This is a genomic window from Amycolatopsis sp. WAC 04197 (assembly GCF_003947475.1).
In the GTDB taxonomy this organism is placed as follows: Bacteria; Actinomycetota; Actinomycetes; order Mycobacteriales; family Pseudonocardiaceae; genus Amycolatopsis; species Amycolatopsis japonica.
The window spans coordinates 737526-761387 of the sequence record NZ_QHJK01000003.1; the positions used below are offsets into that span (position 1 = coordinate 737526).

The window sequence follows — 23862 nt, forward strand, 5'->3', positions numbered from 1 at the left end:
AAGCTCTTCTTGAGGCTTGTCGAGGACAGTCCCCCGTTCGGCCGCATGGTTGCCGGATTTACTCAGCCGTGTTAATTTTTACTCATGCAAGTAAATCCCTCCACCCAGAGTGCCCTGCAAGAGGTCCAGGCGGAGCTGGGGCTCTCGGTCACCGAGGCGGCCCGGCGGGCCCAGATCGTCGGGGCCGCGATCGCGACGATCGCCGACTTCGGCTACCACAAGACGTCGTTCGCGAAGATCAAGGAGCGGGCCGGGCTGTCCAGCACCCGGATCATCTCCTACCACTTCACCAACAAGGCCGGCCTGATGCAGGCCGTGGTCACCACCGCGACCGGGATGAAGGACAAGTTCCTCGAGGAGCGCATCGAGGGCACGACCGACCGCGCCGGGCTGCTGCGCGGCTACATCGAGGCGGAGATCGCCTTCCTCGGCTCGTACCCGGAACTGGTACGGGTCATGGTCGAGATGGCTTCGAGCGGCTCGGACGCCGAGGGCTGGTTCATGTCGGCGCCGCTCGTCGAGGAGTTCCGGACCGGACGGCTCGAACGTCAGCTGCGCCAGGGCCAGCAGGAAGGCGCTTTCGGCGACTTCGCGGCGGACGTGATGGCGCTGTCGATCGCGCAGGCCATCGACGGCGTCGCGGCGAAGTTCGCGGCGGATCCGAAACTGGACCTGGAGCGGTACGGCCGGGAGCTGGCGGACCTGTTCCTCAAGGCGACCGCCGCCTGATCCGCATTCAGAGGACTAAACGCATACGAAGAAGGGGCGGCACCACCAGGCGCCGCCCCTTCGATCGAGTTCTCGGGATCAGGTGTCCGCGCCGCGGAAGTCCTCCGGCGAGACCGAGTCGAGGAACTCGCGGAACTTCTCGACCTCGTCCTCCTGCTCGTCGGGGATGATGAGGCCCGCCTCCTCCAGCACCGCGTCGACGGCGTGGATGGGCACCCCCACCCGCAGCGCCAGCGCCACCGAATCGCTCGGCCGCGCCGAAACCCGGATGTCCCCGTCGAAGACCAGTTCCGCGAAGAACGTGCCTTCCTTCAGGTCGGTGATGACGACCTGTTCCAGCTCACGGCCCAGTGCGCCGATGACCTCCTTGAGCAGGTCATGGGTCAGCGGACGGGCCGGGCGGACTCCCTGCTGCTCCAAGGCGATGGCGGTGGCCTCCACCGAGCCGATCCAGATCGGCAGGTAACGCTCGCCTTCGGTTTCCCGCAGCAACAAGATCGGCTGATTCGCGGGTAGCTCCACCCGCACGCCGACGACGCGCATCTCGCTCATCGGGCTTCGCCTCCCTCTCGTGCGCACGGGCTGCAACGCTTGTCTCGACGACCAAGCGACGGTAGTCCCGACGCTACCCGTCTTCCGAGCGCTGTGCTCGCTGTCTCCGACATTCTCGGTTCGCCCGTGGCAAACCCGACTCTCACGGTACGGCATAGGGTGCCGAACATTCAGGCATTGACAAGTGGCCGCACAACGGCTCCCGGTCCCCTGGAACCGTTCAACCGCCCGTGACAGCCCGTATTCCGGCCTTCACCAAGAGCGTGTGCAACGCCACGGTCAAGGCGGCGAGCTCCCGGACGACTTCGTCGCCCCTCGCCTGGGCGTCCTCGTCACGATGCCGATACACCGGGGTCACGATCTGCTCCAGCAGGCCGACCTCGCGGTCGGCCGCGGCCCGGAAGGCACGCAGATGTCTCGGCTCGATACCGAATTCGGTCATCGCTTTCACGGTCTTCGCCACGAGGACCGCGTCGGGGTCGAAGAACCCCGCCGCACCTGGGCGCACCAGACCGTATTGCCGCAGCTCAGCCAGGGTGGCGGCGTCGATGCCGGCCTGGCGGAGCAGATCTTCCTCGGTCAGCCTGATCTCGCGATCGGTCTCGAAGTCCCCGGGGGACGGCAGTCCGCCGTTCTCCCCGGGGGCGTCGAGTGAAACGAGTTTCCGCGGCAGCCTCGGCATCGCCGCTTCCGGCGCGGCGCCCCGATCCGCCGCGTCCAGCTGTTCCTTGATGACCTTCAGCGGCAGGTAGTGATCCCGCTGGGCGGACAGGACGAACCGCAACCGCTCCACGTCCGCCGGAGCGAACTGCCGGTACCCCGACGGGGTCCGGCCCGGCTGGACCAGACCCTCCGCCTCGAGGAACCGGATCTTGGAGATGGTGACATCGGGGAAGTCGCCGCGCAGCTGCGCCAGCACGGCCCCGATGCTCAACCCATCGCGCTGCGAAGCATCCCGATCAGGCCGCCCGGCCGCCGTCACCGTGCCCCCTGGCCCCCGGAACCCGGGCCGGTCAGGAAGACCAGGCGGAACTTGCCGATCTGCACCTCGTCGCCACCGGCGAGGACGGCCTGGTCGACCGGCTCGCGGTTGACGTAGGTGCCGTTGAGGCTGCCGACGTCGATGACGACGAACTCGCCGCCCTCACGGCGGAACTCGGCGTGCCGCCGGGAGACCGTGACGTCGTCGAGGAAGATGTCGCTGTCCGGGTGCCGTCCCGCGCTGGTGGTGTCGCGGTCCAGCAGGAAGCGCGACCCCGCGTTCGGGCCCCGCTTGACGACCAGCAGCGCGGAACCCGCGGGCAGCGCGTCCACACCCTGGACGGGGGCCTCGGCAGCCGGAGGAGCCTCAGTGCCTTCGACGTCGGCCAGGAAGTCGGCCCGGAAGACAGAAGTCCGCTCCGGAGACTGCTCCGGGGGAACGCCGGGCCCGTCGTTCGTGCTCACCTGAGCTCTCCTAACGCATGTGTGTTGCCACTACTCAAGAACGTGTGGAGGTCAAACGTACCGTGCCTGATCGAATCTCCGGCCCGCGGCTCCCCCTACTCTTCCCGAAGGGCCACGGCCTGCGGCTATTCCTTGATCAGCGCCTGGTACGCCTCGGCCTCCAGCAGGGATTCCACCGAGCTCGCGTCGTCGAGACGGAGCTCGATCAGCCAGCCTTCGCCGTACGGGTCGCTGTTGATCAGCTCGGGCGACTCGGTCACCGCGTCGTTGACCGCGACCACCTCGCCGTCGAGCGGGGCGAACAGCTCCGAGACGCTCTTGGTCGACTCGACCTCGCCGAACGCGTCGCCCGAGCCGACCTGCTTGCCGACCTCGGGCAGTTCGACGAACACCACGTCACCGAGCTGGTCCTGGGCGTACTCCGTGATGCCCACGCGCACGAGCCCGCCGTCGCGCACGGAGACCCACTCGTGCTCCTCGGTGTACCGCAGTTCTTCTGGAGTGGACAACGCCGCTCCCCTTTCTGATGCCCTCACTCGAAACCGACGCGCGCAGTTTCCCATCCCGCCGGGTCACGCGCCCGGCGCCTCCCGCGACACGCCGGGAGCGGCCGGGCGCAGCGCCCGTACGGTCTGGACGACGTACAGCACGCCTGAATAGACGTACAGGACCGCACCCCATGCCGTGAAGGCGTAGCCGATCGGCCGGGCGATCGCGGCGATGTCGGAGCCGCCCTGGGTGAGCAGCAGGAACGGGAAGGCGTACATCAGCACGAAGGTGGCGCCCTTGCCGATGTAGGTGACCTCCGGCGGGGCGAACCCCCGCCGCCGCAGCAGCAGGACGCAGACGCCGAGGACGGCCTCCCGGACGACCAGCGGGACCACCAGCCACCACGGGATGATGTCGCGGATCAGGAAGGCGATGAGGGTCGCGAGGATGTAGAGCCGGTCGGCCGCGGGGTCGAGCAGCTGGCCGAGCCGCGACATCTGGTTGAGCCAGCGGGCGAGTTTGCCGTCGAGCCAGTCGGTGAGCGCGCTGAACACCAGCAGCGCGAGCGCCCAGCCGTCCTCCTTCGGGCCGAGGAGCAGCCACAGGAAGACCGGCACCCCGGCGAGCCGGAGGATCGAAAGCATGTTGGGGACGTTCAGGGCCTGCCGCAGCAGGGAAGGTTCTTCGCTGGTCACGCTCGGTTCGGGGGGCGTACTCACCCGCTCAGCCTAGCCAGCGGCGGCAGGTCCTCCCGCGTCAGCTGGCCCGGGTGTGCGTCCAGCCGCGGCGTTGCAGGTCCGCGCTGGTCAGCGCCACGGGCCTGCCCCGGTGGTCGGTGCCCATCCAGCGATGGTGGCCCGCCGAGTTCTCCAGGACGTACGGGCGGCCGCCACACCAGACGACGGTGCACGGGGCCGTCGGGGGAAGCTCCGTGCTCGCCGGTGCGGTGGCCTGGGGTGACGCGGGGTCGGTCTGTTCGTCGGTCTTCATCGCTCTCACGGTTTCGGTGACGGGGACTGGGACACGCCGGAGCGCTACTTGTCTTTTCGGCAGAACGGGGCCGCGCGTTAACGGCTCGGCGCCGGATTCGTCCGATCGGTTCGCGACGACAGCAGGGTGTTGCCGCGCCGTGAACGGCATATTAATTGTCCACAGTGGACAGTGATTGCCCGGTCCTCGCGTATCGCGGCGACGGGGCCGCGATAGCCTCCCGCGAACCGAACGTGGCTCAATGCCACGACATCGGGCCCGGCCGGGTCAGAATGGGCCGGCCACGACCGGCCGACGAAAGGATCGCCTTGCCCGTCTCGACGACCACGGGGACGTGGCGGCGCCTGTTCGCGGTCTGCGCCGTCGCCGGAACGCTCGCCGCCTGTTCGGGCGAAGCCCCGCCACCGCCTGTCACTTCGACGCCGGTCTCATCGCCCGCGATCCCCACGACCGCGTCCAGCGTTTCGGTGCCGCCGATCCCGTCCCAAACCGCGCCGAGTCCGTCCGCCGCCCCGACTCCCGCCCCCAAACCGAAACCCGCTGAACCGGTACAGGGTTCCTGCGGGACGGTGACCGCGGCGAGCGGGCTGACCTTGCAGGTGCTCAACGGACCCGGCGTCTCCTGCGCGGAGGCGACCGGGATCGTCGACGCGTTCCACAAGAGGATCGCCGGCCGTCAGTCCGCGGGCTCGGACGAGCCGGTCAGCGAGACCGTGGACGGCTGGCTGTGCGTCTCCGGAGCTCCCGCCGCACAGGGCGGCACGAGTTGCAGCAAGGGCGAGCAGAACGTGTTCGCCGCCGTCGTCCCCGTCGAATGAACCATCCCGAGAAGAAGGGCCCATGAAGAGCCTCGCCGTGCTTCCCGCCGCGTTCGCCGTCGTCCTGCTGAGCGGTTGCGGCGCCGATCCCGCGCCCGCGGCCGCACCGCCCCCGTCCTCCTCCCCCGCCGCCGCCGACCAGGCCCTCGCCGGATCGCCGTGCGGAGAGGTCGCCGGATACCAAGGCGCGAAGAACAAGGTCGTCGTCCGAGGGAAGACCGACTGTGCCGAGGCTACGCAGGTGCTCAAGGACTATTTCGCCAAGCTGACACCCGCCGAAGCGACGTCGCCGCAGGGGCCAGGTCCGGTCGTGGTCGGGGCCTGGACCTGCGGCAGCGGGCCGAACGATCCGGTGACGAGCTGTTCGACCGAGGACGAGCGGCAGATCGAGGCCACCCGGAGCTGAGCACGGACGGCGGCGTCACTTCCCGCGACGCCGCCAGGTCCGGGTCTTCCGGTACAGGACACCGAGTCCGATCAGCATGCCCAGCAGGACCAGGCCGCACAACGCGACCATCACCAGGCTCAAAACCCGATTCGACCTTGACGGGTAAGCGAATCCGTCACCGGCGAAGATCCTGTCGCCTTCCGCGACGCTCTCGCCGTTGATCCTCCCCTGTCCGGTGCGCCCGTCGTCGAACCGCCACCCGGCCTCGCAGTAGGGAAACCGGCCGCTCATCGGCGGCCCGTCCTCGACACATCCGGAGACGACGGTGACCGTGACGTCCTCTCCGGTGTTCAGTTCACGCACGCGGTCACCGAGGGCGCCCCCGGTCACCCACAACAGGAAAACGAGCGGGATCCCGCCCAGCAGCGTTCGCAGCGGAATCCTGGAATTTCCCGGTTCACCTGACAAGAAAGTCCCTTCTTCTCGGCCGTTCCAGGCTATTCGCCGAAGCGACGGAGCTGCACGGGATTTGTACCCACCCCCTTGCCAGCCGAAGTAAGAGTCGTCTAGACTCAAACTATGCTCACCAGGGAAGACGCCATGAAGGCGGTCGAGGACGCGGCCGGTCCGGCCGCGCTGTTCGCCCGCCATCGCTACCGCGAACTGGCGGCCGTGCTCCACCCCGACCGCAACCCCGGCGACGTGCGGGCCCACCGCGCGGCCGCCACGCTCAACCGCCTCCACGACGAGTGGAAGCGGGCCCGGCGGCAGACGGTCACCACGGCGACGTCGGCCTACACCCTCGTCGCACCGCACGCGGTGGGCAGTGTCGCCACGACCTACCGGACCACCGGCCCACATCTGGTCAAACTCGTCCGCGATCCGGCGCTCAACCCGTTGATCCACGCCGAATGGGACGCGTTGCGCGCACTGGACGGCTTCACCGAACGGCATCGATGGCTCCGCCCCTACTACCCGCGGCTGCTCGACACGTCGGGGCCGGTCGCGAGGGGCGATCGCGCGTTCAGCGTCCTCGACCCGCTCGTCGACGGCTTCCTCACCCTCGCCGACATCGGGAAGGCCTTCCCCGGCGGGCTCGACGGCCGCGACTACGCCTGGATGCACCGTCGCCTCCTGCGTGCCGTGGCCGGCGCGCACCGGGCGGGTGTCGTCCACGGCCATCTCACCGCGGACAACGTGCTCGTCCATCCCGGACAGCACGGCATCGTCGTGACCGGCTGGTCGTTCGCCGTCGAAGACGGTGCGCTCCCGCTGGCGGCGGACAAATCCGTCCACTATCCACCGGAAGTCCACAAAGGACAGCCGATGACCGCCGCCACCGACGTCCACATGCTCCACCACATGATGCTGGAACTCCTGGCACCGGGCGAAACCCGCCAGCGCGAATTCGCCAAGTGGTGCCTCCAGGAGATCCCGGCACAACGACCCGAGGCCGCCGATCTGCTCGACGAGTACGACGAACTGCTCGCCGACCTGTACGGCCCTCGCACCTTCCGACCGTTCATCATCCCCGAGACAGGAGCCTGACCATGGGACACGGACACTGGGACGACAACGCCTACGCCGCCGCGAAGACCTTCCGCGCGGCCAAGGGCGAGGACGATTTCGGCTACACCGCCGATCTCCGTTCCAAGCCCGCGAAGGAATGGAAGGTCGCGCCCGCGCTGGACCCGCTGAACGCCGTGCGGGAATGCCGGGATTCGGCCGACCACAGCGATTCGACGCCGATCGCGGTGCTGTTCGACGTCACCGGTTCGATGCGCCGGGTGCCGCGGATCATGCAGGGCAAGCTCGGAAAGCTGCACGGCCTGCTGAAGCGCCGGGGTTATCTGGCCGACCCGCAGGTGCTGTTCGGCGCGATCGGCGACGCCGACAGCGACCGGGTTCCCTTGCAGGTCGGGCAGTTCGAATCGGACAACCGGATGGACGAGCAGCTGCGCACGATGTTCCTCGAAGGCGGTGGCGGCGGGCAGAAGAGCGAGTCCTACGAACTGGCCGCGTACTTCATGGCGCGGCACGTGGTGACCGACGCGTGGCAGAACCGCGGCCGCAAGGGTTATCTGTTCATCATCGGCGACGAGCTGAACAAGCCCGCACTGGAGGCCCGCCACATCCGCCGGGTGATCGGGGACGACGTGCGGGAGGACATCGACCCGGCCTCGGTGTACCGGGAGCTGGCTCGCAAGTGGCACGTCTACTTCGTGCTGCCGAACCAGTCTTCGTACTACAACGACCCGCAGATCGGCGAGCACTGGAGCGATCTGCTCGGCCAGAACTTCCTGAAGCTGGACGACCCGGGCGCGGTGTGCGAGCTGATCGCCGCCACCATCGGGCTGGAAGAGCGGGTGGTGGACGTCGACCGGGCGCTCGCCGACCTCGCGGACGTCGGCTCGGTCGCCGAAAGCAAGGCGGTCGGCAAGGCGCTGGCCAAGCTGGGCACCAAATCGGTCGTCACGTCGGCGGTGCCCGAGGCCGGCGGGCCGAGCGACGTGGTGCTGCGATGAGTCTCCTGGACGGTCACGTGGTGGTGGTCGGGCTCGGCTTCGGCGACGAAGGCAAGGGCGCGGTGGTCGACGCGCTCTGCGCCGCCCGGCCCACCACCGCGGTGGTCCGCTTCAACGGGGGCGCGCAGGCCGCGCACAACGTCGTCGTGGACGGGCGGCACCACACCTTCAGCCAGTTCGGGGCGGGCACGTTCGCCGGCGTGCCCACCCATCTGTCGCGGTTCGTGCTCGTCGAGCCGTTCGCGCTCGCCGCGGAAGCTCGACGGCTCGAAGCGGTCGGCGTCCGGAATCCGCTCTCACTGCTGAGTGTGGACGGCCGGGCTCTGCTCACGACGCCGTTCCACATCCACGCCAACCGGGCCAGGGAGGAGGCCCGTGGCGTGAACCGGCACGGTTCGTGTGGCAAGGGCATCGGCGAGACCGTCTGGTACTCGCTGTTGCCCGGGGCCGCGCCGGGTGACGTGGTGGAGAACCAGGAGGTGATCGGGAGGCCGGGGGAAGCGCCCACGGTCGCCGACTGCGCCCGGCCGTCGGTGCTGCGACGCAAACTGGACGCGCTCGCGCGGTTCTACGCGCCGCTCGCCACGCCGCCGCACAGCGTCGACGAACTGGTGGCGCTGTACCGCGATTTCGCGGGCGCGGTGCGGATCACCGACGGGGACGAAACGGGGCGGCTGGCGGATTCCGGGCGGCTGGTGTTCGAGGGAGCGCAGGGGGCTCTCCTCGACCAGTACCACGGGTTCCATCCGCATACGACCTGGTCGACGACCACGCCGCACAACGCCCGCACCCTGTTGGGCGGGCGCCCGCACACCGTCGTGGGGGTGACGCGGACGTACCTCACCCGGCACGGCGCGGGGCCACTGCCGACCGAATCCGCCGCCGTGCTCGCCCGGTTCCCTGAGCGGCACAACGAAACCGGCGAATTCCAGGGCGCTTGGCGAGCGGGGCATCTCGACGCGGCCTTACTGGACTACGCGATCGCGGCCTGCGACGGCGTGGACGCGCTCGCGGTGACCCACCTCGACGCGACCGGGTTGAAGGTCGTGCCCCGTGACGGCTCCCCCGCCGTCGACCTGCCGGATCCGCTGGCGTGGTTCGGCGCGCGGCTGCCGGTGGCCGTCATGGGGTACGGCCCGGACAGGGCCGGTTACCGCGTCGCCAAGGCACGGTCGACAATCAACGCGTGATCGATTCGACGCCGGTGTCCGTTGACGTGCTCGTGGTGCGGTTCGCCCCCGGCACCAGGAACGTCCTGTTGGGAATCGCGCCGCGGGCGGCCGAGCCGTTCGAAGGGGAGCTCGCCCTGCCCGGGGTGCTGCTGGGGCTCGGGGAACGGCTGCGGGAGGCGGCGAGCCGGGCGGTGGTCGGCAAACTCGGCCTCCCGCCCGACGCGGTCTCGGCGACGGGACAGCTCGCCACCTTCGACGAGCCGAACCGTGACCCGCGAGGTCCCACTCTCTCCATCGCCTTGTGGGCCACCGTGAATCCCGCGCTCGACGTCCCGGGGAACGTCGTCTGGGTGCCGCTGGACGAGGTCCCGCCGCTGGCCTTCGACCACGACCGGATCGTCGCCGACTGCCGTCCGATGCTGGCCGAACGGCTGTGGCGGGACGTCGCCTTCACCGCCGGGCTGCTGGGACCGATCTTCACCACGGCACAGGCGCTGGACGCCACCGAAGCGCTGACCGGGGACCGCCCCTATCCGGCCAATCTCGGCCGGACGATGGAGCGGGTCCCCGGTCTGCGGCGTACCACCGAACACGCGGCCGCCCTCCCCAAGGGAGGACGGCCGCCGTCGCTGTGGCGCTGGGAGTGACTCAGATCCCGCAGGAGGACGCCGACCAGAAGCGCGTCGACCGGTGTGCCACGTGCGTGTGATCGTTGTGGCCGGGGTAGCCCGGCCCGAGGATCTCGGCGAACCCGTGGTTACGGGCCTGCTTCGCCAATCCGCAGAAGCCCTGCGAGCCGGCGCCGAGGTCGACGGCGTCACCGTAGAGATGACGGCTGTTGGTCGCGCCGCCGACCGCGTTGTTGCAGGCGACGCTGCGGAAACCGCCGTTGACGTCGATCGGCCGGTCGCCCATGGCGTGCCGCATCGCCTGCAGCTTCCACATCGAGACCAGCGCGTTGGCCTTCGCCGTCGCCGGTGGGACGTTGCCGCCCGACCAGTCGGAGTTGCACCGGTTCAGTTCCGCGTAGGTGAAGTTGATCGGCGTGCAGTCGTCGTCCTGCAACGCGTAGAGCTTCGAGAACGTGGCCGAACCGGCGATGCCGTCCGCCGCCAGCCCGTACGCCTGCTGGAAGCGGGTGACCGCGGCCTTGGTCCCCGCGCCGAACTGGCCGTCGAGGGCGAGCACGCCGCCGTAGCCGGGGTACCCGGCCACACGGATCTGCAGTTGCCGGACGTCCTCACCGGACGCGCCTTCCGACAACGTGCGTCCCCAGGAGTAGCAGGCGTCGGCGACAGACATTTCGCCCGCTGTCACCGGGCCTGGATCGGCGGCGGCCGGGGTGGCCACCGCGGTACCGAGCCCGGCCACCAGGGCGAGCATCGGCAGGAGGAAACGAATGCGCATGACAGGAACACCTTTCAAAGCAGGGAAGGTGAGACCCGTGACCCCCACGGGTTGTCAACGATTCACTGCCGAGGATGCTAACGCGGTTCCGGTTACCGCGCTGTGGGTCGTTCGACCCACACGCCCGAACCCGGAACTCGCGTGATCGGAGCCGTGACTCGCGTGATCGGAGGCGGAACGCGCCGGATCACGCGAGTTCCGCCCTCAATCACATGAGTTCCGTGTCCAATCACGCGAGTTCGGAGTTCGAGACCGGGCCATCAGCCCTTCAGCTGCGGGAAGTCCTCTTCGCGGAACTCCCCCGCCGGCCGGCCGTCGGCTTCGTTCTCGCGCCCGCGCAGTTCGACGCGGCGGATCTTGCCGGAGATCGTCTTCGGCAGGTCGGTGAACTCCAGCCGCCGGATTCGCTTGTACGGGGCCAAATGTTCCCTGCAGAAGGCCAGGATGGACACCGCCGTGTCCGCTGTGGGCTCGTGCCCGTTCGTCAGGACGACGTAGGCCTTCGGGACCGCGAGCCGGATCGGGTCCGGCGCCGGGACGACCGCCGCTTCGGCGACCGCCTCGTGTTCCAGCAGGACACTTTCCAGCTCGAACGGCGAGATCCGGTAGTCCGACGCCTTGAAGACGTCGTCCGTCCGGCCCACGTAGGTGATGTAGCCGCGTTCGTCGATCGAACCGACGTCACCGGTGTGGTAGAAGCCGTTCGCGAACGCGGCGGCTGAGCGTTCCTCGTCGTCGGCGTATCCGGCCATCAGCCCGACCGGCCGCTTGGCGAGGTCGAGGCAGATCTCGCCCTCCTGCGCGCGCTCCCCGGTCACGGGGTCCACGAGTGCCACGGTGAAGCCGGGCAGCGGACGGCCCATCGACCCCGGCACGACGTCCTGTCCGGGGGTGTTGGCGATTTGGACGCTGCTCTCCGTCTGCCCGAAACCGTCGCGAATCGTGACGCCCCAAGCCTTTTCGACCTGGTCGATCACTTCGGGGTTGAGCGGTTCACCCGCGCCGACCACCTTGCGCGGCGGCGTCTTAAGCACGGTCAGATCCGCCTGGATCAGCATCCGCCACACCGTCGGCGGGGCGCAGAAGCTGGTGATACCGCACCGTTCCATCTGCGCCATCAGCGAGACCGCGTCGAACCGCGCGTAGTTGTAGAGGAACACCGTCGCCTCGGCGTTCCACGGCGCGAAGACGTTGCTCCACGCGTGTTTCGCCCAGCCGGGCGAGGAGATGTTGAGGTGGACGTCGCCCGGTTCGAGGCCGATCCAGTACATTGTGGACAGATGGCCGATCGGGTACGAGACCTGGGTGTGCTGCACCAGTTTCGGCTTCGCGGTGGTCCCCGAGGTGAAGTACAGCAGGAGCGGGTCTTCCGCCGCCGTCGGGCCGTCGGGCGTGAAGGCGTCCGCCTCCTCGTAGGCGTCCACGAAGGACCGCCAGCCCTCGACCGGTTCACCGACGGCGATGCGCGTGTAATCGCCCTCGACGTTCTCGAACTTGTGCGCGTCGACGGACCGGATCACGACGTGTTTCGCCGCGCCCCGCTCGACCCGGTCGGTGAGATCCGCCGGGCCGAGCAGGGTCGAGGCGGGGATGATGACGGCGCCCAGTTTGATCGCGGCGAGGATCGTCTGCCACAGCTCACCCTGGTTGCCCAGCATCAGGATCAGCCGGTCGCCCCTGGCCACGCCGAGCGAGCGAAGCCAGTTCGCGACCTGGTTGGACCGCCGCGCCATCTCCGGATAGGTCCAGCGGTTCTCGATGCCGTCCTCTTCGACGATCCACAGCGCGTACCGGTCCTGATTGGCCGGATCGGCCGCGACGACGTCGAACCAGTCGAGCGCCCAGTTGAACTCGGCGGGCTGGGGCCAGGTGAAGTCCCGATAGGCGGTTTCGTAGTCCTCGCGATGGGCCTGCAGATAGTCCCGTGCCTCGCGGAACGTGCGGTATGCCTCCGAAGCGCTCACGATCGTCCTCCTGGTCCGCTGGTTGGGCCGCCGGTTCTTTCTACTCTCCCTTGAACTCGGGCGCGCGGCGCTCGAGGAAGGCCTGCACGGCCTCGCCGAGGTCCTTGCTGGGCAGGAAGGCCGCGTTCCAGGCCGAGACGTAACGCAGGCCGTCCGCGACCTGACGTTCGGTGTTGGCCGAGAGGACGTTCTTGGTGCCCTGCACGACCAGCGGCGGGTTCGTGGCGATCTCCGCCGCCAGTTTGCGGGCCTCGGCCAGCAGGGTGTCCTGATCCGCGTAGACGTCGTTGACGAGGCCGATCTTCTCGGCGCGGGCGGCGTCGATGTCCTTGCCGGTCAGGGCCAGTTCGCGCAGGTGCCCCTCACCGATGATCGGGGCGAGCCGCTGGAGGCTGCCGAGGTCGGCGACGATCGCGACCTTGACCTCGCGGACGCTGAACTTCGCGTCGGCGCTCGCCAGCCGGATGTCCGCGGCCGCGATCACGTCGACGCCGCCACCGATGCACCAGCCGGAAATGGCCGCGATGACCGGTTTGCGGCATTCCGCGACCGAGGACACGCTCGCCTGGAGGGTCCGGACCTCGTCGAGGAACTTGGTGCGCGGGCCCGCGAGCGCGTCGCCACCGAGCATTTCGCCCCAGCTGGGCATCATCGCGGGCAGATCGAGCCCGTAGGAGAAGTGCTTGCCGCTCCCGGTCAGCACGACCGCCCTGACCTGGGGGTCCGCGTCGAGCGCGCGGAAGACGATCGGCAGCTCACGCCAGAAATCGGGGCCCATCGCGTTGCCCTTGGACGGACCGAGCAGCGTCACTTCGGCGACGTGCCCGTCGATCTCCACCTTGAGCGAAACGAGATCGGGAAGACTGTCAGCTGTAGCGGTCATGAGGTCATCTTGACTCATGTGATTGACAGGCTGCCAACGGCCACTGTGCCCGGCCGCGCCTGAGATGCTTTCCTGGTACCAGCGAGAACTACCGGTGAGTACCGGCAATCGACGAAGGACGGTGGGATATGAGCCCGGCCAGCAGCGCCACCGCGGTCGCCGACCTGCCCGCGCCGACCCCCGGACGGCGACGGGAACGATCCTCCCGGCCGATCGAGTTGTCGGGATCCTTCACCCATGAGGGTCACCGGCTCGCCTACACCGAGTTCGGCTCCGGCGACCGGGTGGTCGTGCTCACCCACGGCATCATGCTGACGCGGCGGATGCACGCCCCGCTCGCCCGCAGGCTGGCCCGCGCCGGTTTCCGGGCGGTGACCCTCGACCTGCTGGGGCACGGCGATTCGGACCGGCCCACCGACTCCTGGCTGTACTCGATGCCCGCGTTCGCGGAGCAGACCGTCGCGCTGCTCGACCACCTGGAGATCGACGCCGCCGTCATCGGCGGGACGTCGCTGGGCGCCAACGTCGCGCTCGAAGTCGGCGTCGCCGCGCCGGAACGCGCGCTCGGCCTGGTCGTCGAGATGCCCGTGCTGGACAACGCGATCGTCGCCGGGCTGATCACGTTCGCGCCCCTGCTCATGGCCGCCCGGTTCCTGCCGGTGACCGTGCAGGGGGTCGCGCTGGCGGCGAAACTCGTGCCGCACGGCAACCAGTGGGTCGACGTCGTCACCGACACGCTGTCCCAGCAGCCGGCGCCGATGGCCGCGCTCCTGCACGGCGTGCTCTTCGGCCGGATCGCGCCGCCCAAGTCGATCCGGTGCACGATCGAGACCCCGGCGCTGGTCATCGGGCACGAGCGCGACCCGATCCACCCCTTCGGCGACGCGGACACGCTGGCCGCGGACATGCCGGCGGCCGAATTCGTCCAGGCCCGCAGCCCGGTCGAGCTGCGGTTCGATCCGACCCGCCTGACCGACACCATCGCCGACTTCTCCGCGCGCTGTCATGACCGTTGAGCCGGTCCCGACCCGGGACGTGGGCGCGGAAGAGCTGCGGACCGGGCGTTTGCGCCTGAGCCGACCGGGGCCCGACGACCTCGACGCGATCTTCGCCCTCCACACCGATCCCGAGGCCTGCGCGCACAACCCTTCGGATCTGCTGGAGACACGCAAGGACGCGGAGCTGCTGTTGCTCCGCTGGTCGCACCAGTGGGACCGGTACGGCTTCGGGTACTGGACGATCCGGCGCCACGACTCGGCGGAGACGCTGGGGTTCTGCGGGGTGAAGATCGTCGGTTTCCGGCAACGCCCGGTCCTGAACCTCTTCTACCGGCTGTTCCCCGCCTCCTGGGGTTCCGGGTACGCCGGTGAGGCCGCCACGGCGGCGGTGGACTGGGCCCGGGTCCACCGGCCGGACGACCTCGTGATCGCCCGCGTCCGGCCGGAGAACGTCGCGTCGCAGCGAGTGGCGCTACGGGCCGGGCTGGTCCGCGCGGAGCACCTCGACACCCCCGGCGACGACGGCACCGACTGGTTCTACGTGTCGCATCCCGGCTACGAAGGCTGAGCCAGCCCCGCCACCGGGCCGAAGACGATCACTGCGGGCGGCCGCACCCCGGCCGCCGCCGCGTCCTCGACCACCTTGTCCAAAGTGGAGCGGAGCACCCGCTGCGTGCGCATGGTGCCGTCCTCGATGATCGCCACCGGCGTGTCACCCGGCCGCCCCGCCTGGAGCGCCTTGGCGAACAGCGGCAACCGCTCGACACCCATCATCAGCACGATCGTGCCGCGCATCTTCGCCAGCTGATCCCAGTCCACCAGCGACTTCTCGTCGTCCGGCGCGACGTGACCGGACACCACGACGACCTCGTGCGCGACGCCGCGGTGGGTCACCGGGACGTCCGCCGCGGCGGGAACGGAGAACGCGCTGGTGATGCCGGGGACCATGGTCACCGGGATACCCGCTTCGGCGCAGGCGAGGACTTCTTCGAAGCCGCGGCCGAACAGGTACGGGTCGCCGCCCTTGAGCCGCACGACGAACTTCCCGGCCTTGGCCCGCTCGATCAAGGTGGAGTTGATCACGTCCTGGCTCGCGGCGCGGCCGTACGGGATCTTCGCGGCGTCGACGATCTCGACGTGGGGCGCGAGTTCGTCGAGCAGTTCGCGCGGGGCCAGCCGGTCGGCGACGACGACGTCGGCCCTGGCGAGGAGTCGGCGGCCGCGGACGGTGATCAGTTCCGGGTCGCCGGGGCCACCGCCCACGAGGGCGACGCCGGGGAGGTCGTCGTGGGCGTCCGGCACCCGGCCGTCGGCGACGGTACCGGCCCGGAGGCCGTCGAGGACGCTGTCCCGGACGGTCGCCGACCGCAGCGGCTCACCGCCGGAGAGCACGCCGACCAGGAGCCCGCCGTGCCTGCCGGACGCCGGGGTGACCGCGCTGCCGCGATCGCCGTCGTCGGCGCGGACGCAGAACACCCGCGCGCGTTCGGCCTCGGCGCAGACGGCGGCGTTGACCTCGGGATCGTTCGTGCACGCCAGCGCGTACCAGGCGTCGGCGAGGTCTCCCTCGGTGTAGCGGCGTTCGTGCCAGACGATCTCGCCGGCGTCGGCCATGGCGCTCACCGACGGCGTGGTGTGCGGCGAGACCAGTTCGACCCGCGCGCCCGCGCTGATCAGCCGTGGCAGGCGGCGCTGGGCGACCGTCCCGCCACCGATCATCACGACACGGCGGCCTGCCAGGTCGAGGCCGGAAAGGTAATGCGGGTCATCCATGCGGGGCAGTGTAAGGATTCAGCGCCCCGGACCGCGATCCGAGTGAGAACCGCCTCAGCGCTCGAGCAGTTCCAGCAGTTCGGTGTTGCCGAACATCCGGGCCGCGTCGATCGCCGACGGCTCCCCCGCCGTCGCGTCCGCACCGCCCTTGAGGAGCGCCTTCACGACCTCGGGCTCGTTCTTGAAGACCGCGCCGGCGAGCGGACTCTGGCCGCGGTCGTTCTCCCGATTCGGATCGGCGCCGCGCTCGATCAGCGCCGCGACGGTCTCCGCGTGACCGTGGTAGGCGGCGAGCATGACCAGCGTGTCGCCCCGGTCGTTGGTCAGGTTCGCCGAGATCCCCGCGTCGACGTACGCGGCGAGCTCGGCCGTCGCGCCCGAGCGGGCGAAGCCGAACACCTTGGCCCACAACTCCAGCAGTTCGGGATCGAATTCCTCGGCCTTTCCGGGGTTCTCCGTCATGGGGCCGATTCTTCCACGCCGGACGCGGTCCGGGCGGCACGTCGCACCGCCCGGACCGGCGGTGTCAGCGCCCCGCGTGGGGATAGGGCAGCAACGCCATCTCGCGGGCGTTCTTGATCGCCGTGGCGACCTGTTTCTGCTGCTGGGGCGTCAGCCCGGTGACCCGGCGGGCACGGATCTTGCCGCGGTCGGAGATGAACTTCCGCAGCAGGTCGGCGTCCTTCCAATCGACCTCGGTGATCTTGTTGGCGTGCAACAGGTTCGTCTTGCGCTTGTACGGACGGTCGCGGTTCGGCTTGGCCATCGCGCTCACCAGCTCGACTTCGTGACGCCGGGCAGTTCACCGTTGTGCGCCATCTGCCGCATCCGGACCCGCGAGAGCCCGAACTTCCGCAGGTAGCCGCGAGGACGGCCGTCGGCGGCGTCGCGGTTGCGGATCCGGGTCGCGCTGGCGTCCCGCGGCATCGCCTGCAGGGCCGACACGGCGGCGGCCTTCTCCTCCGGCGACGCGGAGGGCGAAGCGATGGTGGCCTTCAGCTCACGACGCCGTTCGACGTAGCGGGCGGCGACGACCTTGCGCTGCTCGTTCTTGGCGATCTTGGACTTCTTGGCCATCAGCGCTCCTCCTTGAACTCGACGTGCTTGCGCGCGATGGGGTCGTACTTGCGCAGCACCATGCGGTCCGGGTCGTTCCGGCGGTTCTTCTTGGTGACGTAGGTGTAGCCGGTGCCGGCGGTCGAGCGGAGCTTGATGATCGGCCGGATGTCGGTGCTCTTGGCCATCAGAGCTTCACCCCTTTCGCGCGGAGCTCGGCGACGACGGCCTCGATCCCCCGCTTGTCGATGGTCTTCATGCCCTTCACCGAGACCCGCAGCCGGACCCAGCGCCCTTCGCTCGGCACGAAGTACCGCTTGGCCTGCAGGTTCGGCTCCCAGCGCCGGGACGTGCGCCGATGCGAATGCGACACCTGCTTCCCGTAGCCCGGTTTGCGGCCGGTGACCTGGCACACGGCGGACATATACCCTCCCAAGTTGATATCGGTTGTCGTTTTCATTTACTCTACACAGCCGAACCAGAACGCCCTCGACGCCCCGGAGCTTCAGTGACCGACAACCCCCGTGTGCCCCTCGTCCTGATCGGTGGCCTCGCACCGGGACCGAACGCCGACCTCGCCGAGCGGCTGCGCCTCGCCGAACCCGGCACCGCCGTCGTGCATCACGACCTGAGGCAGATCCACTCCGGCGTGGTCCGACGGCGCATCCGGCTCGCCGACCGCGACCAGCTGACGGTGCTCGAACTGGCGCACGGCTGCGTCTCGTGCACCCTGCGCGAAGACCTGTTGCCGTTGCTGCGCAAGCTCTCCCGGATGCCGCAGGTGCGGCGGATCGTGGTGCGGCTCGACGAGGCGATGGAGCCCGAGCCGGTCAGCTGGGCGCTGCACAACGTCCTCGTCGGCGAGCGGCCGGTGATCGAGGACGTCGACCTGCGGGCCGTGCTGACGGTCGTCGACTGCGCGGGCTGGCTGGCCGACAGCACCGGCGACGACACGCTGGCCGAACGGAACCTGCTCGCCAGCCCCGAGGACGAGCGCACCGTCGCGCAGGTCGCGCTGTCCCAGGTCGAGTTCGCCGACCTGCTCGTCCTCGCCGGCGCGGCGACCGACGCCTGGTCCGCGGCGAAGGCCTCGGCCGTACTCGACCGGGTCGCGCCGTCGATCCCCCGCGTCGAACTGTCCTCAGTGGACGGGAAGACCGTGCTCGACGCCGTCCCCGCCGACGCCCGGCGCGGCGAGGTCACCGACATGCACGGGCCGCTGCTGCGCGGTCAGCCGCCGTTGCACACCGACTGCGGGATCGGGCTGCTCACCTTCACCTCGCAGCGCCCGTTCCACCCGGAGCGCCTCCACGACGCGATCGACGTCCTGCTCGACGGCGTCGTCCGCACCCGGGGACGGCTCTGGGTGGCGAGCCAGCCGGACATGGCGCTGTGGATCGAATCCGCGGGCGGCGGTCTCGGCGTCGGGCACGCCGGGCCGTGGCTCGCCGCCCCGGACGGCCCGGACTGGGCCGCCGTCTCCCCCGAACGCCGCACCCTCGCCTCCCTGCGCTGGGACCCGCTCTTCGGCGACCGCGCGCAGGAACTGGTCGTCGTCACCGATCAGGCCACCCCCGACGAGATCGAAGCCGCCCTGAACGGGGCGCTGCTGACCGAGGAGGAACTCGCCGCCGGTGAGCAGGAATGGCTCCGCTATCCGGATCCGTTCGGCGAGTGGCACGAAGAACCGTGCGAGGACACGGAAACCGACCCCGAGAAGCACGACGTGAACGCGTCGAACCGAAAGGACGAATCGCAGTGAAACCGGGTATCCACCCCGACTACCACCCTGTGGTGTTCAAGGACCTCTCCACCGGGGACGCCTTCCTGACCCGCTCCACCGCCACGTCGGAGCAGACCATCGAGTGGAGCGACGGCAACACCTACCCGCTGGTGAACGTCGAGATCAGCTCGTGGTCGCATCCGTTCTGGACCGGCAACCAGCGGATCATGGACAGCGCCGGCCAGGTCGAGAAGTTCCACCGCCGCTACGGCCGTCGCGGAGGGTCGAAGTAATGGCCGTCCCGAAGCGGAAGATGTCGCGCAGCAACACCCGGTCTCGTCGTTCGCAGTGGAAGGCGGCCGTGCCGGATCTGGTGCCGATCAAGGTGAACGGCGAGACGAAACTCGTGCCGCGCAAGCTGATGAAGCATTTTCACGAAGGTGGGAAGTGACGACGCCGGTCACGGTGCTGTCCGGTTTCCTCGGTGCGGGCAAGACGACCGTGCTCAACCACGTCCTCGCCAACCGCGACGGGCTGCGGGTGGCGGTGATCGTGAACGACATGAGCGAGGTCAACATCGACGCCGCGCTGGTGCGGGACGGGAACAGCCTGTCCCGCACCGAGGAACGGCTCGTCGAGATGACCAACGGCTGCATCTGCTGCACCCTGCGCGACGACCTCCTGGAGGAAGTTTCGCGGCTGTGCGAAGACGGGCGGTTCGACTACCTGCTCATCGAATCGAGCGGGATCTCCGAGCCGATGCCCGTGGCGGCGACGTTCAGCTTCCTGGATTCCGCGCGGCTCGACACGATGGTGACCGTGGTCGACGCGGTGAACTTCGAGCGGGAACTGGCCGCTGGGGACGAGCTGACCGAACGCGGGCTGGACCAGTACGACGGGGACGAGCGGACGGTCAGCGACCTGCTGATGGACCAGATCGAGTTCGCGGACGTCCTCCTGCTGAACAAGGCGGACCTGGTCCCGGCTCACTCCCTCGACCGGCTGTCGGCGGTGTTGCGGCGGCTCAACCCGGCCGCCGAGGTCGTCGTCGCGACCCACGGCCGCGTCCCGCTCGACCGGGTGCTCGGCACCGGGCGTTACGACATCGAGCGGGCGCAGGAAGCACCCGGGTGGGTGGCGGAACTCAACGGCGATCACGTGCCGGAGACGGAGGAGTACGGGATCTCCAGCGTCGTCTTCCGCGCCTCGGCGGCTTTCGATCCGGAACGGCTGTGGGACTTCGTCGGGCGGCTCGACACCGGGGAGTTCGGGACGGTCCTGCGGTCGAAGGGGTTCTTCTCGCTGGCGTCGCGGCCCGGGGTGACCGGGCTGTGGTCGCAGGCCGGTTCGGTGGCCCGGTTCGAGCCGCAGGGCGTCGAGGAGGCGCCGCGGCAGGAACTGGTGTTCATCGGGGTGGGACTGGAGAAGGACGCGCTGCTGGACTCGCTTGAGGCCTGTCTGGCCGCCGGTTCGGGCGGCGCGGATCCGTTTCCGGAGTGGGAGGCGGTACACGTCCACTGACGGCCCGCGGCACGATCGGCGGAGGTCGGCTCAGGCGATGCCGCGGCGGTGCCCGGCCCAGAACGGCGCCCGCAGCGCCCGCTTGTCGACCTTCCCGATCGCCGTCAGCGGCAGCGCCTCGGCGAAGTCCACATCGGACGGTACGAAATGCTCCCGCCCGAAGAACTCCCGGGCCTGTGCACGGACGTCTTCGGCCGACAGCGCTCCGGAAGCGACCGGCACCACCACGGCGCGGACCCGCTCGCCCTCGCCGTCGTCGCCCGGTACTCCGAAAACGGCCGCTGAACGGATCAGCGGATGTCGCGCGAGGGCGTTCTCGACCACCGTCGAGTACACCTTGGTGCCGTGCTCGCCGGTGATGATGACGTCGTTCGCCCGGTCCAGCAGGTAGAGATACCCCTCGTCGTCGAACCGCCCGAGATCGCCGGTCCGCAGCCAGCCGTCCCCGATCGGCGCCGACCCGTGGTAACCGTCCATCATGGACAGTCCGCGCACCAGGACCTCCCCCTCGTCGATCCGTGCCTCCATACCGGGGACGATCCGGCCGACGGATTCGAGCCGGTCCGGGCGCCCGTCGAGTTCCGCCGCGGAGATGCTCGCGATCATCGGCGCCTCGGTGAGCCCGTATCCCTGCCCGACCACGGGCCCGAACATGTCGAGTGCCTGGGCCAGCCGCCGCGGCGGAAGCGGGGCGGCACCCAGCGACAGTCCGCGCACACTGCTGACATCGGTCGACGCCATGGCCGGATGGTCGAGTACCGCGGCGAGCCGCGCGGGAGTGAGGGACAACGTGGTGATCCGGTGCTCCGCGATCGCGTCCAGGACCCCGCCCGCGTCGAAGTCCCGCAGCAGTACCACGCTTTCCCGCCGCAGGATCGCCCCCAGCACGGTGGCGTTGCCGGTCATATGCGTCATCGGCGCGATCAGCAGGGTGCGCCCCGGCCCCGCCGGATCCGGCGCGAAGATATGGGCCATCCCGTCGTAGATCCCGCTGTGCCGGATCAGTTTCGGCGTTCCGGTGGTGCCGCCGGTGGGAAAGACGACGGTGACCGACCGCGGCAGCTCCGCCGGGTCGGCACCGTCACGGTCCACCAGTTCGTCGAGCGTGGTCACTCCGTCCGGCCAGTCCGCCGCGTGCTCGGCCACCAGGGTCGTGACCCCGGCCGCCTCGATCGCGGCGAGGCGATCCGGCGCACTCGCCGACGCGGCGACGAGCAGAACCGTCGAACCCCGCAGCTGGGCGGCGATCTGCAGGAGAACGGTTTCGGGCCGGTTGCCGGCGTCGATGGCGACCACGCCGCCGTCCGGGAGTGCCGCGTACATCCGGCGTACCAGTTCCAGCGCCTGTCGGTAGCCGGTCTCGACGCCGTCCTGGACGAACAGCACCTCGTCGCCACCCGAACGCAGCGCGTCCAGCACCCTGGTCAGAAACAGACTCTCCACCGGCCGGACCCTAACCCAGGCTCACGACCCCGAGCAGCACCCTCCACCGGACGAAGCGGAATCCTCGTAGGCGTCGTGCCAGTTCCACCACTCGTACGGCGGCGTCTGCGGGTAGCCCTCCGGCGAGTCCTCCCATTCCTCCTGCCGCCCCAACGCGGTGATGTCGAGGTAGCTCCACGTGCCGCCCATCGTCTCGTCGCCGCGATCGTTGACGAAGTACGTCCGGAACACCTGGTCACCCTCGCGGATGAAGGCATTGGTGCCGTGCCACTCGCCGACGCCGAAGTCGACGTCGAAGTCGCTGGTGATCGTGTACCACGGCATCGTCCAGCCCATCCGCGTCTTCAGCCGCGCGATGTCCGGCTGCGTACCGCGCGAGGCGAAGGCGAGCGTGGTGTCGCGGGCGTTCAGATGCGCGACATGCGCGACCTGGTCGGCGACCAGCGAGCAGCCTTTGCAGGCGTGGTCGGGGAAACCCTCCACTCCGGGATCGAAGAACGCCCGGTAGACGATCAGCTGACGGCGTCCCTCGAACAGGTCGAGCAGGTTCACCGTCCCGGATGGGCCTTCGAACTCGTACGGTTTCCCGATCGCGAGCCACGGCATCCGCCGCCGCTCGGCCGCGAGCGCGTCGCGGGCCCGGGTCAGCTCCTTTTCCTTCACCAGCAACCGAAGGCGCGCTTCCTCCCATTCGGCCGCGGACACCGTGTTCATCGCGCCAGCTCCGCGGGAAGCACGCTCTGCCGGTTCGGCTGCCCCTCGCCGGTGGTGATCAGGTCCCGCAGGCTGGTACCGACGTAGAAGGTCCACGCCTTGTGGCAGACGTCGAAGCATTCGTACTCCGGGACGAGCCCGTGGTGGGTGAAGCGCGCTTCGGTCTTGCCGTCCTTCTCCTCGATCTCGAAGGTGATCGTGGTGCCGACCCATTCGGTCTCGTCGCGGGTGAAGTCGAAGTGGTTCTCGAGGACCAGCCAGGACACCTTGCGGCCGGGCACGGACTCGGTGATCCGGATCCGGCAGCGGTGGACCTCTTCGTAGTGGTACTCGAACTCGTCGCCGGTGTACTCGATCTCTTCCGACCACCACCGGCGGACGTCGGTGAAGGCGTCGTAGACCTGCTGCGGTGTCCGGTCCACGGTGAAACTCGTCGTGAAGCTCATGCTGAACCCTCCAGATGGTCTTTCAGCGCCGCGAGCGGCCCGTCCCAATCGCGGGCGAGCGCGGCGAGGAACTGCTGCGCGACCTGCATCGGCGCCGAGTGCAGGCGGTACCGGACGCGGCGCCGCTCCCCCTGCTCCGGGATCACGAGGCCGGCGTCGGTGAGCAGTGCGAGGTGCTTGGCGATGGCCTGCCGGGTGATCGGCAGCCGGTCCGCCAGGTCGGTCGCCGTGGCCGGGCCGCCCGAGGCGAGGACGGCGAGAATGCTCCGCCTGCTCGGGTCGGCCAGTGCGACGAAGACCTGTTCGGCGATCGCTTCGTTGTCAGGCGGCATCGAGGTATTCGATCAGTTCGCCCAGCTCGGCCGCCCACCCCTTCGTGTTCCCTTCGAACGCGACCTGGTGGACGTCTTCCGGCAGCTGGGAGAAACCGGTCTCGACGACGGTGAGCCGCGTGCCTTCACCGTTCGGAGCGAGGGTGAACTCGACGTAAGTACGACGAGGGTCGTCCTCGGGCAGGCCGTAGATGTTCCAGGTGAAGCCGAAGACCTCCGGCTCTTCCACGCGCTCGACGCGCATGACCGCCTTGTGCCCCTCGTCCCATTTCATCTCGGCGTCGCCACCTGGCCGCAGGTCGATGCTGGCCTGGTTGCCGAACCAGGTGCCCAGCCCTTCGGCCGTGGTCAGCGCGGCCCAGACCTTCGCGGGCGGATGGGCGATCTCGACGGTGCGTTCGATCCGGTCGGGGAATCCCACGACAGCCTCCACAAGTAGCAATCAGTCGGTTGCTATAACTTTGTATAGCAACCGACTGATTGCGTCAAGGGA

At 69.3% G+C, this 23862-nt stretch carries 35 protein-coding genes; 13 read left to right on the top strand and 22 right to left on the bottom strand.

All coding sequences use genetic code 11. From position 1 onward, the window contains the following. Positions 1 to 84: 84 nt before the first annotated feature. Positions 85 to 729, top strand: coding sequence for a TetR/AcrR family transcriptional regulator (locus DMC64_RS16405; RefSeq protein ID WP_016334079.1), 645 nt, complete (start codon positions 85 to 87; stop codon positions 727 to 729). 78 nt (positions 730 to 807) lie between these two features. On the opposite strand, the gene DMC64_RS16410 is transcribed toward DMC64_RS16405, so the two are convergent. The 7 genes from DMC64_RS16410 to DMC64_RS16440 all read right to left on the bottom strand — a co-directional run bounded on the left by DMC64_RS16410 (position 808) and on the right by DMC64_RS16440 (position 4735). Continuing rightward, positions 808 to 1281 (bottom strand): bifunctional nuclease family protein, encoded by a 474-nt coding sequence (locus tag DMC64_RS16410; protein WP_005150031.1) that lies wholly within the window; start codon positions 1279 to 1281, stop codon positions 808 to 810. 220 nt (positions 1282 to 1501) lie between these two features. Then, on the bottom strand, positions 1502 to 2263 hold the full coding sequence (locus DMC64_RS16415; RefSeq protein WP_038514056.1) for a MerR family transcriptional regulator: 762 nt from the start codon (positions 2261 to 2263) through the stop codon (positions 1502 to 1504). Then, positions 2260 to 2727, bottom strand: coding sequence for a glycogen accumulation regulator GarA (gene garA, locus DMC64_RS16420; RefSeq protein ID WP_016334077.1), 468 nt, complete (start codon positions 2725 to 2727; stop codon positions 2260 to 2262). The genes DMC64_RS16415 and garA overlap by 4 nt, the downstream gene beginning before the upstream one ends. A gap of 125 nt (positions 2728 to 2852) precedes the next feature. Beyond that, complete coding sequence (gene gcvH / locus DMC64_RS16425; RefSeq protein ID WP_005150021.1) at positions 2853 to 3236, bottom strand: glycine cleavage system protein GcvH; 384 nt, start codon at positions 3234 to 3236, stop codon at positions 2853 to 2855. 63 nt (positions 3237 to 3299) lie between these two features. Next, positions 3300 to 3935, bottom strand: coding sequence for a CDP-alcohol phosphatidyltransferase family protein (locus DMC64_RS16430; protein WP_052120514.1), 636 nt, complete (start codon positions 3933 to 3935; stop codon positions 3300 to 3302). A 37-nt stretch (positions 3936 to 3972) separates the two neighbouring features. Then, entirely contained in the window at positions 3973 to 4206 is a 234-nt protein-coding gene (locus DMC64_RS16435; RefSeq protein WP_016334075.1) for a hypothetical protein, read from the bottom strand. Positions 4207 to 4444: 238 nt separating this feature from the next. Continuing rightward, positions 4445 to 4735: a hypothetical protein gene (locus DMC64_RS16440; protein WP_233629677.1), complete on the bottom strand. Its 291-nt coding sequence runs from the start codon at positions 4733 to 4735 to the stop codon at positions 4445 to 4447. 40 nt (positions 4736 to 4775) lie between these two features. Between DMC64_RS16440 and DMC64_RS16445 the strand changes: the two genes are divergently transcribed. Then, a complete protein-coding gene (locus DMC64_RS16445) occupies positions 4776 to 5024 on the top strand; it encodes a hypothetical protein (RefSeq protein ID WP_037339884.1) in 249 nt (82 codons plus the stop codon). Positions 5025 to 5046: 22 nt separating this feature from the next. Then, positions 5047 to 5430 (top strand): hypothetical protein, encoded by a 384-nt coding sequence (locus DMC64_RS16450; RefSeq protein WP_125734212.1) that lies wholly within the window; start codon positions 5047 to 5049, stop codon positions 5428 to 5430. Between the two features lie 15 nt (positions 5431 to 5445). On the opposite strand, the gene DMC64_RS16455 is transcribed toward DMC64_RS16450, so the two are convergent. Further along, positions 5446 to 5880: a hypothetical protein gene (locus tag DMC64_RS16455; RefSeq protein WP_199754990.1), complete on the bottom strand. Its 435-nt coding sequence runs from the start codon at positions 5878 to 5880 to the stop codon at positions 5446 to 5448. Positions 5881 to 5991: 111 nt separating this feature from the next. Between DMC64_RS16455 and DMC64_RS16460 the strand changes: the two genes are divergently transcribed. The 4 genes from DMC64_RS16460 to DMC64_RS16475 are packed head-to-tail and all read left to right on the top strand — an operon-like array spanning position 5992 to position 9756. After that, complete coding sequence (locus tag DMC64_RS16460; protein WP_125734213.1) at positions 5992 to 6960, top strand: adenylate cyclase; 969 nt, start codon at positions 5992 to 5994, stop codon at positions 6958 to 6960. Positions 6961 to 6962: 2 nt separating this feature from the next. Then, entirely contained in the window at positions 6963 to 7937 is a 975-nt protein-coding gene (locus DMC64_RS16465; RefSeq protein ID WP_125734214.1) for a hypothetical protein, read from the top strand. Continuing rightward, entirely contained in the window at positions 7934 to 9127 is a 1194-nt protein-coding gene (locus tag DMC64_RS16470; RefSeq protein WP_125734215.1) for an adenylosuccinate synthetase, read from the top strand. The genes DMC64_RS16465 and DMC64_RS16470 overlap by 4 nt, the downstream gene beginning before the upstream one ends. After that, positions 9124 to 9756 (top strand): NUDIX domain-containing protein, encoded by a 633-nt coding sequence (locus tag DMC64_RS16475; protein ID WP_125734216.1) that lies wholly within the window; start codon positions 9124 to 9126, stop codon positions 9754 to 9756. The genes DMC64_RS16470 and DMC64_RS16475 overlap by 4 nt, the downstream gene beginning before the upstream one ends. A 1-nt stretch (position 9757) precedes the next feature. Here DMC64_RS16475 and DMC64_RS16480 read toward each other — a convergent pair whose 3' ends face one another. From DMC64_RS16480 to DMC64_RS16490, 3 genes are all read right to left on the bottom strand, one after another. Next, positions 9758 to 10516 (bottom strand): D-Ala-D-Ala carboxypeptidase family metallohydrolase, encoded by a 759-nt coding sequence (locus tag DMC64_RS16480; RefSeq protein ID WP_037337290.1) that lies wholly within the window; start codon positions 10514 to 10516, stop codon positions 9758 to 9760. Between the two features lie 260 nt (positions 10517 to 10776). After that, entirely contained in the window at positions 10777 to 12480 is a 1704-nt protein-coding gene (locus DMC64_RS16485; RefSeq protein WP_125734217.1) for an AMP-binding protein, read from the bottom strand. Positions 12481 to 12520: 40 nt separating this feature from the next. Next, positions 12521 to 13363 carry a crotonase/enoyl-CoA hydratase family protein gene (locus DMC64_RS16490; RefSeq protein ID WP_125734218.1) on the bottom strand — a complete coding sequence of 281 codons (843 nt, stop codon included), beginning with the start codon at positions 13361 to 13363 and terminating at the stop codon, positions 12521 to 12523. Positions 13364 to 13491: 128 nt separating this feature from the next. Here DMC64_RS16490 and DMC64_RS16495 point away from each other — a divergent pair, with 128 nt between their 5' ends. Both DMC64_RS16495 and DMC64_RS16500 read left to right on the top strand, forming a co-directional pair. After that, positions 13492 to 14379: an alpha/beta fold hydrolase gene (locus tag DMC64_RS16495; protein WP_199754991.1), complete on the top strand. Its 888-nt coding sequence runs from the start codon at positions 13492 to 13494 to the stop codon at positions 14377 to 14379. Continuing rightward, positions 14369 to 14929 carry a GNAT family N-acetyltransferase gene (locus DMC64_RS16500; RefSeq protein WP_125734219.1) on the top strand — a complete coding sequence of 187 codons (561 nt, stop codon included), beginning with the start codon at positions 14369 to 14371 and terminating at the stop codon, positions 14927 to 14929. Before DMC64_RS16495 ends, DMC64_RS16500 begins: the two co-directional genes overlap by 11 nt. Here the strand turns inward: DMC64_RS16500 and cobA are convergent. The 6 genes from cobA to rpmB form a co-directional block, all read right to left on the bottom strand. Beyond that, positions 14917 to 16134 carry a uroporphyrinogen-III C-methyltransferase gene (cobA, locus tag DMC64_RS16505; protein ID WP_125734220.1) on the bottom strand — a complete coding sequence of 406 codons (1218 nt, stop codon included), beginning with the start codon at positions 16132 to 16134 and terminating at the stop codon, positions 14917 to 14919. The genes DMC64_RS16500 and cobA overlap by 13 nt on opposite strands. Before the next feature lie 54 nt (positions 16135 to 16188). Next, a complete protein-coding gene (locus DMC64_RS16510) occupies positions 16189 to 16596 on the bottom strand; it encodes an ankyrin repeat domain-containing protein (RefSeq protein WP_125734221.1) in 408 nt (135 codons plus the stop codon). Between the two features lie 64 nt (positions 16597 to 16660). Next, on the bottom strand, positions 16661 to 16909 hold the full coding sequence (rpsR, locus tag DMC64_RS16515; RefSeq protein WP_125734222.1) for a 30S ribosomal protein S18: 249 nt from the start codon (positions 16907 to 16909) through the stop codon (positions 16661 to 16663). Next, complete coding sequence (rpsN, locus tag DMC64_RS16520) at positions 16906 to 17211, bottom strand: 30S ribosomal protein S14 (RefSeq protein ID WP_016334058.1); 306 nt, start codon at positions 17209 to 17211, stop codon at positions 16906 to 16908. The genes rpsR and rpsN overlap by 4 nt, the downstream gene beginning before the upstream one ends. Further along, positions 17211 to 17378 (bottom strand): 50S ribosomal protein L33, encoded by a 168-nt coding sequence (rpmG, locus tag DMC64_RS16525; protein ID WP_016334057.1) that lies wholly within the window; start codon positions 17376 to 17378, stop codon positions 17211 to 17213. Before rpmG ends, rpsN begins: the two co-directional genes overlap by 1 nt. Continuing rightward, positions 17378 to 17614 (bottom strand): 50S ribosomal protein L28, encoded by a 237-nt coding sequence (gene rpmB / locus DMC64_RS16530; RefSeq protein ID WP_005149951.1) that lies wholly within the window; start codon positions 17612 to 17614, stop codon positions 17378 to 17380. The genes rpmG and rpmB overlap by 1 nt, the downstream gene beginning before the upstream one ends. Positions 17615 to 17698: 84 nt before the next feature. Here rpmB and mrf point away from each other — a divergent pair, with 84 nt between their 5' ends. Genes mrf through DMC64_RS16550 form a run of 4 tightly spaced genes read left to right on the top strand, consistent with a single transcriptional unit; the run spans position 17699 to position 20434 of the window. After that, a complete protein-coding gene (gene mrf / locus DMC64_RS16535) occupies positions 17699 to 18952 on the top strand; it encodes a ribosome hibernation factor-recruiting GTPase MRF (RefSeq protein ID WP_037337265.1) in 1254 nt (417 codons plus the stop codon). Further along, complete coding sequence (locus tag DMC64_RS16540) at positions 18949 to 19206, top strand: type B 50S ribosomal protein L31 (protein ID WP_034306403.1); 258 nt, start codon at positions 18949 to 18951, stop codon at positions 19204 to 19206. The genes mrf and DMC64_RS16540 overlap by 4 nt, the downstream gene beginning before the upstream one ends. After that, positions 19206 to 19364 carry a 50S ribosomal protein L32 gene (gene rpmF, locus DMC64_RS16545; RefSeq protein WP_016334054.1) on the top strand — a complete coding sequence of 53 codons (159 nt, stop codon included), beginning with the start codon at positions 19206 to 19208 and terminating at the stop codon, positions 19362 to 19364. The genes DMC64_RS16540 and rpmF overlap by 1 nt, the downstream gene beginning before the upstream one ends. Continuing rightward, positions 19361 to 20434, top strand: coding sequence for a GTP-binding protein (locus DMC64_RS16550; RefSeq protein ID WP_125734223.1), 1074 nt, complete (start codon positions 19361 to 19363; stop codon positions 20432 to 20434). Before rpmF ends, DMC64_RS16550 begins: the two co-directional genes overlap by 4 nt. A gap of 30 nt (positions 20435 to 20464) precedes the next feature. Here DMC64_RS16550 and DMC64_RS16555 read toward each other — a convergent pair whose 3' ends face one another. Genes DMC64_RS16555 through DMC64_RS16575 form a run of 5 tightly spaced genes read right to left on the bottom strand, consistent with a single transcriptional unit; the run spans position 20465 to position 23790 of the window. Further along, complete coding sequence (locus tag DMC64_RS16555; RefSeq protein WP_125734224.1) at positions 20465 to 21877, bottom strand: AMP-binding protein; 1413 nt, start codon at positions 21875 to 21877, stop codon at positions 20465 to 20467. A gap of 21 nt (positions 21878 to 21898) precedes the next feature. After that, the gene (locus tag DMC64_RS16560; RefSeq protein WP_125734225.1) at positions 21899 to 22591 is read right to left on the bottom strand and encodes a DUF899 domain-containing protein; all 693 of its coding nucleotides are present in this window, start codon (positions 22589 to 22591) and stop codon (positions 21899 to 21901) included. Beyond that, positions 22588 to 23037, bottom strand: a complete 450-nt coding sequence (locus DMC64_RS16565; RefSeq protein WP_125734226.1) for an SRPBCC domain-containing protein — start codon at positions 23035 to 23037, stop codon at positions 22588 to 22590. The genes DMC64_RS16560 and DMC64_RS16565 overlap by 4 nt, the downstream gene beginning before the upstream one ends. Beyond that, positions 23034 to 23369, bottom strand: a complete 336-nt coding sequence (locus tag DMC64_RS16570; protein WP_037337245.1) for a helix-turn-helix transcriptional regulator — start codon at positions 23367 to 23369, stop codon at positions 23034 to 23036. The genes DMC64_RS16565 and DMC64_RS16570 overlap by 4 nt, the downstream gene beginning before the upstream one ends. Then, positions 23359 to 23790 carry an SRPBCC domain-containing protein gene (locus tag DMC64_RS16575; protein WP_125734227.1) on the bottom strand — a complete coding sequence of 144 codons (432 nt, stop codon included), beginning with the start codon at positions 23788 to 23790 and terminating at the stop codon, positions 23359 to 23361. The genes DMC64_RS16570 and DMC64_RS16575 overlap by 11 nt, the downstream gene beginning before the upstream one ends. Positions 23791 to 23862 lie beyond the last annotated feature (72 nt).